Source organism: Roseovarius halophilus (ex Wu et al. 2025), from assembly GCF_047086965.1.
Genome location: NZ_JBKOTX010000194.1, coordinates 1 through 10,309, shown reverse-complemented (window position 1 = coordinate 10,309; position 10,309 = coordinate 1). Strand labels below are relative to the sequence as shown.

Here is a 10,309-nt window from a genome sequence, read left to right as displayed (position 1 = left end):
CCGCCCTGCCAGCCCCGCCTGCGCCCCGCGGTGACGGCCCAGGCCCGCGCACCCGTGGCCAGCACCGGCATCCGGGCGATTTTCCAGAAGGCGCCCGCCCCGGCCAGCGCGGCCCCAGTCAATGCGATCCCCAACCCGGAGATCAACCAGACAGGATCAAGCTGCAATCCCCCCGCGACCTGCGCGCCATAAAGCCCTTCCAGCGTGGCGGCGACATCCGGCAGCAGGCTGGCCGCCAGCACATAGCCCAGCGCAACGCCGATACCGCCCGCCAGCAGCGCGATCAGCGCCAGTTCCAGCCCCATCAGCAGCATCAGCCGACGCAGCGACAGGCCCAGCGTGCGCAGGGTGCGGATCATGGCGCGGCGCTGTTCGAAGGCCAGGCCGATTGCGCCGTGAACGATGAAGATGCCGACTGCGAAACTCAGCAGGCCAAAGGCCGTCAGGTTCAGGTGGAAACTGTCGGTCAACTGCGCGATGTCCGAACCCTGCTGCGACGCGCGCCGGATCAGATCCGGGGCCAGGGTGTCCAGATCGGGCCGGCCCATGGGCTGGGTTTCGGCAAGGATCAGGCGGCTGAGGTCATCGCGGCCCAGCAGGCGCTGCGCCACGCCGATATCCGTGATCGCGGTGTCGGCCGCGAGGCCGGGGTCGGCGATCACCCGCTGCGCAACGGTGTCGGCCAGCGCTGCCGCGGCTCCGGGATGGGCAAAGACAACACCCTCGGACAGAAAGGCGGGCAGCGTGGCCTGGTCGCTGCGGGTCATCGGCCCGACGCCACCCGGTGCTGTCAGCGGATCGATCCCCACCAGCCGCACCCGGGTCTGCCCGGCCTGAAGCCGGCCTTCCAGAACCGGCGAGACCTGCCAGCCCGCCCGGCGCAGCGTCAGGTAGGTGTCCTGCGGGATGCTGTCCCCGGCGCGCGGCACAAGCTGGTCATGGCGGCCCTCGCCCAGCACGGCCGCCGCGGCGTCATAACTGGCGCGCGCCTGCGCGTTCAACGCCTGAACCCCGGACCAGAGCGCGGTGGCCAGCGCCAGCCCGGCCACCAGCGTGAAAAGCTGCAGCGGGTTGCGCCGCCAGTGGGACCAGAGCGCGGCAAGCCCCGCGCGCGTCATGCCAGACGCCCCTGCCGCAGATTCACCTGCCGCCCGTGTCGCCCGGCCAGGTCCGGCGAATGGGTCACCATCATCAGCGCCGCGCCGGTTTCGGCGACCAGCGACAGCATCTGGTCCAGCACCACCGTGGCCGTCGCCTCGTCAAGGTTGCCGGTGGGTTCATCGGCCAGAACAAGCGCGGGCCGCGCGGCCAGCGTGCGGGCGATGGCGACGCGCTGCTGCTGTCCGCCGGACAACTGTTCGGGGTATTTCCTCAGCTGCGCGGTCAGGCCCAGCGCCTCGGCCAGTCGCGCCGCGCCTGCGACGTCGTGCCGCCCCGCCAGCCTGGCCTGAAAGGCAATGTTCGCACCGACGGTCAGCGACGGGATCAGGTTGAACTGCTGAAAGACGATGCCCACCGTGCCGCGCCGCAGGGCCGCGCGGCCGGCATCGTCCAGCCCGGTGACCTGCCGACCGTCAATGGTGATACGGCCTCCGTCGGCCCGGTCCAGCCCGCCGGCCAGGTGCAAAAGCGTGCTCTTGCCCGACCCGGACTCGCCCCGCAGGGCGAGCGTTTCGCCCGCCCGCAGTTGCAGGTCCACGCCGCGCAAAACGGGCACCGGCCCCTCGGGGCCGGGATAGGATTTCGACAGGTTCTCGACCTCCAGCAACATGCGCGCCCCTTTCCGGCCGAAAGGTATGACACGGGGGCGCGAATGAAAGGCGAAAATTTCCCGTGGCGCAGGCGCGATCAACCGCGCGTGGGACGGCGCATCCATGCGCCGTGTCCCCACCGGGGCGTGGTGTCACCAGGCGAGCGCCCCGCGCGCATCCGCGTCGGAGATCGCTGCCCCTCTGACCGGTCAGTAAATATGTCGGATCTGGTCGGACCAGTAGCGTTCGACCCGGCGCAGCGCCGTCGTGATCTCATCTATGCCGTCCATGCTGAGCACCGCGCGGTCCTGCAATCCGCGCGCGTGATTACCGAACAAACCGGCGACGATGTCGCGGACCCCGCGGCCCTTGGCAGTCAGGCGCACCCGCACCGAGCGGCGGTCGATCTCGCAGCGCTGGTGGTGCATGTAGCCCATCTCGACCAGTTTCTTGAGGTTGTAGCTGACGTTGCTGCCCTGGTAGTAGCCGCGCGTCTTGAGTTCGCCGGCCGTGACCTCGTTGTCGCCGACGTTGAACATCAAGAGCGCCTGCACCGCGTTGACCTCGAGGATGCCCACCCGTTCGAATTCATCCTTGATGACATCGAGCAGCAGCCGGTGCAGCCGTTCCACCAGCATCAGCGTCTCAAGATAGGAGGTCATGAACCCGGCATCGAAGGCGCGCGTCTGCCCGTCCGCCCCGGCGCCGGTGTCTTCGGCAGAGTCGGGAACCCTGTGAAATGACATGCAACACCCTCCGTTCTGTGCCGTTGCACGTCCCAGATGGCATGCAAATGCCGAACAATCGGTTAAGCACCCCGCAATTCCTGCGCGCGCCCGCCTGCGGCGCTGTCAGGGTTGGGTCACGCCCGCCGCGCCCTTGGCGATGCGGGCCACCAGCGCGGTATAGGGATCAGGCGGCGCCACCTGCCCCGAAACCCATTGATACAGATCCTGATCGTTCTCGGACAGCAGGCGGTCGTAGAGATCCAGCTCGGCCGCGGTCATGTCCCCAAGGTGCCTGTCGGCAAAGGCGGCAAGGATCAGGTCCATCTCCTTGATGCCGCGCCGGATCGACCGCATGTAGAGCCGCTTGCGGCGCGTCTCGTCCTGCTCGGTCATGTCACGTCACTCAGCACCGCGCGCAGGCGTTTTTCCAGTTGCGACAGCTTCTCGCCCGACTGGGCGATCTGGGCGCGCAGCCCGCGCATCTCGGCGAGAATCGCGCGCACGTCGGCCGGTTCCACGTGGCTCTCTGCGGGGGCCTCGACGCCCTCGCCCTCACCGGTAAGCAGCCAGCCGATCGAGACCCCGAGGATGCCCGAGACCATCTGAAGCTTGTTCGCGCGCGGCTCGTTGAGGTCGTCCTCCCAGTTGCGCAGGGTGCCCAGCTTGATGCCCAGCTTCTTGGCCAGGTCCTTCTGGGTCATCGAAACGGATTCGCGCGCCGCGGCCAGCCTGTCGCCGAAGGTGGCGGTATCGGCGCTGAACCACTCGGTCTTTTCATCTTCGGTCATGGGGTCCTCTGAACTTGTCTGTTCGCTCCGGCACACCTATGACACGTCGCACAGGGGAATTCAAAACCGGGGCCGACCATGTCCTTGCTTTCCGCGACACTTGCCCGTGTCAAACCGTCGCCCACAATCGCGGTGACGACCCGCGCCGCCGAATTGCGCGCGGCCGGGCGCGACGTGATCGGCCTTGGGGCGGGCGAGCCGGATTTCGACACGCCCGCCCATATCCGCGCCGCCGGCATCCGCGCCATCGAAGATGGCAAGACACGCTATACCCCCGTTGACGGCATACCCGAGCTGAAACGGGCGATCTGCGCCAAGTTCAAGCGCGACAACGGGCTGGACTACGCGCCGGCGCAGGTCTCGGTCTCGTCGGGCGGCAAACAGGTGCTGTTCAACGCGCTCATGGCGACGCTGGACCCGGGCGACGAGGTCGTGATCCCCGCCCCCTACTGGGTCAGCTACCCCGACATGGTGCTGCTGGCGGGCGGCACCCCGGTGACGGTCGCGGCCTCGCTGGCGCGCGGGTACAAGATCACGGCCGGGCAGCTTGAGGCGGCGATCACCCCGCGGACCAAGTGGGTCCTGTTCAACTCGCCCTCCAACCCCACGGGGGCGGGCTATTCATGGGATGAACTGCAGGCACTCACGGATGTCCTGCTGCGCCACCGCCACGTGCATGTGATGACCGACGACATGTACGAACACCTGGCCTATGACGCTTTCACCTTCTGCACCCCGGCGCAGGTCGAACCGCGGCTCCATGACCGGACACTGACGGTCAACGGCGTCTCCAAGGCCTATTGCATGACGGGCTGGCGCATCGGCTATGCCGCCGGGCCCGAGCCGCTGATCGCGGCCATGCGCAAGGTGCAGTCGCAAAGCACCTCGAACCCCTGTTCGATCTCGCAATGGGCGGCGGTCGCGGCACTGGACGGCCCGCATGATTTCATCGCCGAGAACAACCGCGCCTTCGTGCGGCGCCGCGATCTGGTGGTGGGGATGCTCAATGCCGCGCGGGGGATCGACTGCCCGACGCCCGAGGGCGCCTTTTACGTCTACCCGTCCATCGTGGGCTGCATCGGCAAGACCAGCGCGGGCGGCGAGCGGATCGCCACGGATGAGGATTTCGCCACTGCCCTGCTGGAGGAAACCGGCGTCGCCGTGGTCTTTGGCGCGGCTTTCGGCCTGTCGCCGAATTTCCGCGTCAGCTACGCGACGGATGACGCCACGCTGCAAGAGGCCTGTGCCCGGATCCAAAGCTTCTGCGAGGGCCTGCGCTGAGGCCACCGGAGTTCTGGCGCGGCGCGCGTCGGTCTGCTAGCTTTGCCGCAATGCCGCGTGGCGGTGGCCGAGAGGGACGAGGCAAAGATGGGCGCAGAGTCTGCCAGTATTACTTCCGCGTCAAGGAAAACGGGGCGGCTGTCTTCAAGGTCGACACCGAGAACCGCCAGCGCCGGATCGAGATGGATCAGATCGCGGTCGTGAACATCAACAACGGCCAGATCAAGGCACAGGGCGACCGGACCCTCGACGAGGCGGACCTGGCCGTGATCCCTGACTGGATGGCCGAACGCAGCGCGACGCTGCCTGGCGCAGGGTTGACGACATCCACCGCGCCATCGACCACCTGAACCTGACCACCCAATGGGCGCAGTCCAAGGCGACGGATGACCAGCTTGAGGATGTCACCGACGCGTTGCTGCTGGCCATGCACGATCTGCGCTCGGTGCTGTTGCGCAAGAAAGCCGACCGGCTCATGAAGGGCAAGGACGCCGCGGAATAGCCGCGCCCATGACAGCGCGGCACGGCTGTCACGCGCCGCCTGTCACGCCCCGGGGATCTGTGCCGTGTCCATCGCCTCGCAGGCATTCTGGGCCAGGCTGCGCCCCGCCTCGCGCATGGTCAGGTAAGTGCGGTCCGCGCCAGCCTCCTGGATCAGCATGACGTGTTCGTCATGCAGGGCATGGCCGACGATCGGCCCCTCAAACCCCTTGGACCGCAGGGTGCGCGCGGCGATCACCTTGGCCTCGAGGTCGTTCATGGCCAGCACCGCGGCCTTGACCCGGCCCAGCTTGACACCGGCCCAGAAATTGCTGTCCTCGGCATCGGCAAAGACCACGTTGCGCCCGGCCTTGGCATGGGCTGCGGCCTTGTAGGTGTCGGCATCCAGCCCGATGGGCCGGAGGCCGCGTTCAGTCATGGCCTCGTAGGCCGCCGAGCCTGTCCGGCCCATCCCGAAAATCAGAATATCGGCCTCGCCCAGGTCGGTGGGCTGTTCGTCAGGGTGGGGCGTGACGCGCTGGAAGGGCTTCAGCCGGTCGGCGAAGCGCTCGAAAAGCGGATGCGCCATATGGTTAATCGGCGCAGCCACAAGAAAGGACACCGAGACGGCAATGGCCAGTGGCACCACGAAGGGCTCGGCCGCGGGGATACCGCTGGCGACGATCAGGCCGAACTCGCTGTAGACCGACAGCGACAGCGCCGACAGGAAGGCCGTCCGGGCGCGCAGCTTGAAGGCCAACAGCAGGAAGAAGAAGAGCAGCCCCTTGAGCGGCAGCAGCAGCCCCAGCACCACGGCGAAGACGACCGCGTCCCAGTCGGGCAGGCCCGACATGCCGATGGACAGGAAAAAACCTACCAGGAAGACTTCCTTGAGCGACCAGAGCGATTTCGACAGCTCGCCCGCGCGCGGATGATTGGACAGCAGCAGCCCCATGACCAGCGCGCCGATCTCGCCCTTCAGCCCGATGACCTCGAAGCCGTAGCCGCCCACGACGATCGCAAGCGCCATGCCCGCCAGCACCAGAACCTCCTCGTGACCGGCCCAGTCCAGCACCTTGTGCAGCACCGGGCGCAGCAGCGGCGTGGCGAAGATGAGCAGCGCCCATGGCTCGGGCACCTTGCCCGAAAAAACGGCGAGGACGACCAGGGCGATGATGTCCTGCACGATCAGGATGCCAATGGCGGTGCGGCCGTGGAAACTGCCCATCTCGCGCTTGGCGTCCAGCATCTTGGCCGCCAGCACCGTCGAGGAAAAGGCCAGCGCCACCCCCACCAATAGCGCCAGCGTCCAGTCCGGCGTGAACAGCCACCGCGCCAGCGGCGTGAACAGCGCCACCGACAGCGCGAAGTGCAGCAGGGCGACGCCGACGACCTGGGGTTCGCCGATCTGGCGCAGCTTGAGCTTGAGCCCCACGGTGAAAAGCAGCAGCAGCACGCCCAGGTCGGCCAGGTGATCCAGGATCGGCCCGGTTTCGGCGGGCATCCCGTAGCCGGGTCCCAGCGCGTGGATGACAAAGCCTGCCGTCAGGAACCCGACCAGCGGCGGCAGCCCCAGCGGCCGCACCGCCAGGCCGAAGATGAAGGCGGCCCCGACGGCGAAAACCTCGAAGATCATGCTCTGCCCTGCCCCTCGACCCGCGCAACGTTCATTTGACGGCCAAGGCGGCACGCCCGGGCCCGCGCAAAGCATGGCCAAGGCCCCGCTCCGATGCAAGCGCCGCGTGGCGGCTCAGCCCGTCCGAACCTGGCCGACCGGCGCCCTGTCGAACCGCGCCAACTGCCGCATCAGCCGCGCCGACAGAAGCAGCGCCGCGGCGGCCAGACCAAGCGTCATCCCGAACCAGACCCCGGCCCCGTCCAGACCCAGCGGAAGGCCCAGCACATAGCCTGCGGGCAGGCCGATCCCCCAGTAGCTGACCCCGGCCAACCACATGGGCACGTTGGTGTCCTGCATCCCGCGCAGATTCGACAGCGCGACGATCTGGGCCGCGTCCACGAACTGGAACAGCGCCCCGATCATCACCAGCCCCGCGCCCAGCGCGATCACCGCGTCGCGCTGCGGCTCGTCCGGGTCCACGAAAAGCGCGACCAGCGTTTCGGGAAACAGCAGGAACACGGCAATCGCAAGGATGCCGAAGGCCATGGAGAGCACGAAAGAGGTCTCGGCGGTGCGGCGCATCCCCGGGCCGTCGTGGCGGCCGAAGTGGCTGCCGATGCGGATGGTGGCGGCATTGGACATGCCGACGTGAAACATGAACATCACCGCCGTCAGTTGCAGCGCGATGCCATGGGCAGCCAGCTCCACCTCGCCCAGCCAGCCCATCATAATCGACGATCCGGTGAACAGCCCGCTTTCCGACAGCGCCGCGCCGCCCACGGGCAGGCCCAGCTTGAAGACCCGCGCCATGATCTCGGCGTCCGGGCGCCAGATGCGGCTGAACAGCGCGAGGTCCGGCCGTTTCCACTGGGCATAGACCATCAGCGCGCCCATCTGCACCGTGTGCGTCAGGATCGAGGCCAGCGCCGCACCCTCGATCCCGAGTTCCGGCGCGCCGAGATTGCCGAAGATCAGCGCGTAGTTGAAGCCCGCGTTCATCACCAGCGCGGCCAGCGTGATCCAGAGCTGCACCGCCGTCAGTTGCACCGCCCCCAGGAAGGACCGCATGACATGGCCGGCCAGCGCCGGGAAAAAGCCCAGGATCGCGATCGAAAGGTACTGGCCGCCGGCCACCGCCACGGCCTCGGGCTGGCCGATCAGGCGCAGCAGGTCCGCGCCGCGCCACAGCAGGGCCACGGCGACAAAGCAATAGACAACGGACAGCCAGAGGCCCATCCGGGTGATGCGCCGGGCGCTCACATCGTCGCCCTGTTCCACCGCCGCGGCCACCATGGGCGTGACAGCATGGCCGAAGCCCGCCCCGACGATGAAGACGACGAACCACAGCCCATTGGCCACGGTCGCGGCCGCAAGCGCGGTCACGTCGTACCAGCCCAGCATGAGGGTGTCGGTCATGTGGATCAGAAAGCCCGCCAGGGTCGCCCCCACCAGCGGCAGGCCCAGGCTCAGAAGCCGCCGGGCATGGGCGATATGGTGGCTGGGGCGCGTCATGAAACAGCCTTACGCCCGGTTTTCGTGCAGGTCCAGAATTGCCAGGGGCGGTTGGCTAGAAAACGCCCGGCCGCATGAGCAGCTGCGCCGCCAGCAGCGCCACGGTCAGCCCGGCCAGCAGCTCGACAAGGGCCAGCACCCGCGCGGTGCCGCGCCCCGCGGCGGCCTGCGTCAGGGTGCTTTCGCGGAACACAACGGCCGCGATGGCCACCGCGACCGTCACCGTCGCGGTCCCCAGCCCCATGACGACCGCGCCGATGATGCCCGCCCAGTCGATCCCCAGCCGCCATGTCAGGATCAGCAGGAACAGCGCGCCGGTGCAGGGCCGGATCGCCACGGCGCCGACCAGTGCCAGCGCCTCGGGCCAGGATCGGACGGCACTGGCCTGATCCACGGTCGGGGCATGGGCATGGCCGCAGGTCTCGCAGGGGGCCGCGCCATCATCTGCGGGGTCGCCCGACCCTGCCCCGCGCCACAACTTGCGCGCCCCGCGAAAAAGCAGCCACAGCCCGATCAGCCCGACGGCGCCGTAGGACAGCGCCTCGAACAGACCATCCGACAGGCCCTGCACCTGTTGCCGGGTCCAGCCCAGCGCCAGAACCCCCGCATAGATCAGGATCACCGCCGTCGCGGCCTGCCCCAGAGAGGAGGCCAGCGCCAACCCCGACAGGCGCAACAGCGGCACCCGGCGGCCCAGGCCATAGCCGCCGATCACCAGCTTGCCGTGCCCCGGTCCGGCCGCGTGAAAGAAACCATAGGCGAAACACAGCCCCCAGAGCGTGCCCAGCGCCCCCGGCTCGCCCCGTTTGAGGGCGCGCAGGGCCCCGGCCATGGCGGTCTGCACGTCGCGCTGCCCGGCCGCGGCCCATCGCGCCACCTGGTCTGCGCCGCCATGGCCCCAGAGCCAGACCGCCAGCGCCAGCAGCGCCACGACGGGGATCAGCATCAGCCGCCGCATGTCACCCGGATCGTATCCGCGAAATCCTCACCCACTTGGGGAAACTGCGCCTCGGCCTGGTCCTGCGGCATCCCGTAAAGCAGTTCGTCCACCTTCTCGGTCGCGGCGATCAGGTCGGCACGTGCCACCCGGGCGCCACAGGTCGCGCTGCCCTTTACGGCCACGGGCCGCACCACCGAATAGGCGGTGTAATAGCCCGGGTCGTAGACCTTGACGGTGGCACCGCCCGGCGCGGCCGAGGTGACGGGGCGGGTATGGCTTTCGATCACCTGCTCCTCTTCGAAGGTGACCGATGCATCCTGCCGCGCGCCCAGTTGAACGGGCTGGCCCTCCTGCGTGACGTAGAGATCGCCTTCGTAGCCGTCGGGCCAGTCCAGCACGGCCGCGGACAGGGTCTCCAGCTCGGCTTCGGACAACTGCCCGTCCATATCGGAATCGAGCCCGAGGTCCTCGGTCAGCATCAGCGAGAAGAAGGCGTCATAGGTCCAGGTCAGCCGTACCGCCCGGAGGGTCTCGCCCTCGTAGACAAGCGCGACCTCGGCATCCACGAAGAGATGCGGATGCGCCTGAACCGGGACCGCCAGCATGGCGAAAATGACCGAGAGCCCACGCAGCATGGACTCAGCCCCCGGCCAAGGGCAACAGCGCCAGCGCCAGGCAGGCAAGACCCTGGACAAGCGCGATCGCCAGCCCGGCCCAGCGCCAGGCCCCGACCTGCGGGCTGCGCCGCGCGGCGCACCAGACCGCCCGGGTCAGTGCCAGGAACCAGGCCGCCAGCGCACCGAAGAAGACCACCTGGACCATCGTCAGGACGCTGGGCCCGGTACCGACCCCGCGCAGCAGGACCGCCCCGAGCACCGCAAGCGGCGCGGCCACGAACCACGTGCCGAGACAGCCCACCCAGAAAGTATCGCCCAGCCCCTCCTGCCCGCGCAGCATCGAGACGATCCAGCGCCGCGTGACATAGCGCCGCCGCGCATCGGTCGCGCCCGTCAGTTCGTCGTAGTCACCTGTCATGCGACCCCCGTTTCGGCTCTGTCTGGGACCGAGTCTATGCAACAGCGCCGGGCGCGACCAGTGCCCCGGCCGTCGTGGGGCGAAAAACCACCGCTAGGCGCGGGGGGGGGCCGGGCCCCCGCGGACCGTCCGGCACCGAACGCCGCCTCGCGGCCTTAGTACCACCACCACAAAAA

The 10,309-nt window shown here is 68.5% G+C and carries 11 protein-coding genes and 1 pseudogene; 2 read left to right on the top strand and 10 right to left on the bottom strand.

The window, feature by feature from the left end; translation table 11 throughout:
* The 5 genes from ACH107_RS26215 to ACH107_RS26195 form a co-directional block, all read right to left on the bottom strand.
* Positions 1-1,118 (bottom strand): FtsX-like permease family protein (locus ACH107_RS26215; protein ID WP_412508572.1); only part of this gene is annotated, 1,118 nt, incomplete at its 3' end.
* Complete coding sequence (locus ACH107_RS26210) at positions 1,115-1,771, bottom strand: ABC transporter ATP-binding protein (protein ID WP_412508571.1); 657 nt, start codon at positions 1,769-1,771, stop codon at positions 1,115-1,117. The genes ACH107_RS26215 and ACH107_RS26210, both read right to left, overlap by 4 nt.
* A gap of 189 nt (positions 1,772-1,960) precedes the next feature.
* Positions 1,961-2,413, bottom strand: coding sequence for a MarR family winged helix-turn-helix transcriptional regulator (locus tag ACH107_RS26205; protein ID WP_412508573.1), 453 nt, complete (start codon positions 2,411-2,413; stop codon positions 1,961-1,963).
* Positions 2,414-2,602: 189 nt separating this feature from the next.
* The gene (locus ACH107_RS26200) at positions 2,603-2,872 is read right to left on the bottom strand and encodes a succinate dehydrogenase assembly factor 2 (RefSeq protein ID WP_310691232.1); all 270 of its coding nucleotides are present in this window, start codon (positions 2,870-2,872) and stop codon (positions 2,603-2,605) included.
* A complete protein-coding gene (locus ACH107_RS26195) occupies positions 2,869-3,267 on the bottom strand; it encodes a helix-turn-helix domain-containing protein (protein WP_310691233.1) in 399 nt (132 codons plus the stop codon). Before ACH107_RS26195 ends, ACH107_RS26200 begins: the two co-directional genes overlap by 4 nt.
* Positions 3,268-3,345: 78 nt before the next feature.
* On the opposite strand from ACH107_RS26195, the gene ACH107_RS26190 reads away from it, so the two are divergent.
* Both ACH107_RS26190 and ACH107_RS26185 read left to right on the top strand, forming a co-directional pair.
* On the top strand, positions 3,346-4,548 hold the full coding sequence (locus ACH107_RS26190; protein WP_310691234.1) for a pyridoxal phosphate-dependent aminotransferase: 1,203 nt from the start codon (positions 3,346-3,348) through the stop codon (positions 4,546-4,548).
* Positions 4,549-4,598: 50 nt separating this feature from the next.
* Positions 4,599-5,050 (top strand): annotated as a pseudogene (locus ACH107_RS26185) (hypothetical protein).
* 42 nt (positions 5,051-5,092) lie between these two features.
* On the opposite strand, the gene ACH107_RS26180 reads toward ACH107_RS26185, so the two are convergent.
* The 5 genes from ACH107_RS26180 to ACH107_RS26160 form a co-directional block, all read right to left on the bottom strand.
* Positions 5,093-6,664 (bottom strand): cation:proton antiporter, encoded by a 1,572-nt coding sequence (locus ACH107_RS26180; protein ID WP_412508570.1) that lies wholly within the window; start codon positions 6,662-6,664, stop codon positions 5,093-5,095.
* 114 nt (positions 6,665-6,778) lie between these two features.
* Positions 6,779-8,158 (bottom strand): MATE family efflux transporter, encoded by a 1,380-nt coding sequence (locus tag ACH107_RS26175; protein WP_412508568.1) that lies wholly within the window; start codon positions 8,156-8,158, stop codon positions 6,779-6,781.
* 55 nt (positions 8,159-8,213) lie between these two features.
* Positions 8,214-9,116 carry a nickel/cobalt transporter gene (locus tag ACH107_RS26170; protein WP_412508567.1) on the bottom strand — a complete coding sequence of 301 codons (903 nt, stop codon included), beginning with the start codon at positions 9,114-9,116 and terminating at the stop codon, positions 8,214-8,216.
* Entirely contained in the window at positions 9,104-9,733 is a 630-nt protein-coding gene (locus ACH107_RS26165) for a DUF1007 family protein (protein ID WP_412508565.1), read from the bottom strand. Before ACH107_RS26165 ends, ACH107_RS26170 begins: the two co-directional genes overlap by 13 nt.
* Positions 9,734-9,737: 4 nt before the next feature.
* Complete coding sequence (locus ACH107_RS26160; protein WP_310691239.1) at positions 9,738-10,133, bottom strand: hypothetical protein; 396 nt, start codon at positions 10,131-10,133, stop codon at positions 9,738-9,740.
* Positions 10,134-10,309: the final 176 nt, after the last annotated feature.

Excerpts from the sequence above, each read along its gene's own strand:
- ACH107_RS26210 (WP_412508571.1), bottom strand. The coding sequence starts at position 1,771 with ATGTTGCTGGAGGTCGAGAACCTGTCGAAATCCTATCCCGGCCCCGAG.
- ACH107_RS26205 (WP_412508573.1), bottom strand. The coding sequence starts at position 2,413 with ATGACCTCCTATCTTGAGACGCTGATGCTGGTGGAACGGCTGCACCGG.
- ACH107_RS26200 (WP_310691232.1), bottom strand. The coding sequence starts at position 2,872 with ATGACCGAGCAGGACGAGACGCGCCGCAAGCGGCTCTACATGCGGTCG.
- ACH107_RS26195 (WP_310691233.1), bottom strand. The coding sequence starts at position 3,267 with ATGACCGAAGATGAAAAGACCGAGTGGTTCAGCGCCGATACCGCCACC.
- ACH107_RS26190 (WP_310691234.1), top strand. The coding sequence starts at position 3,346 with ATGTCCTTGCTTTCCGCGACACTTGCCCGTGTCAAACCGTCGCCCACA.
- ACH107_RS26180 (WP_412508570.1), bottom strand. The coding sequence starts at position 6,664 with ATGATCTTCGAGGTTTTCGCCGTCGGGGCCGCCTTCATCTTCGGCCTG.
- ACH107_RS26175 (WP_412508568.1), bottom strand. The coding sequence starts at position 8,158 with ATGACGCGCCCCAGCCACCATATCGCCCATGCCCGGCGGCTTCTGAGC.
- ACH107_RS26170 (WP_412508567.1), bottom strand. The coding sequence starts at position 9,116 with ATGCGGCGGCTGATGCTGATCCCCGTCGTGGCGCTGCTGGCGCTGGCG.
- ACH107_RS26165 (WP_412508565.1), bottom strand. The coding sequence starts at position 9,733 with ATGCTGCGTGGGCTCTCGGTCATTTTCGCCATGCTGGCGGTCCCGGTT.
- ACH107_RS26160 (WP_310691239.1), bottom strand. The coding sequence starts at position 10,133 with ATGACAGGTGACTACGACGAACTGACGGGCGCGACCGATGCGCGGCGG.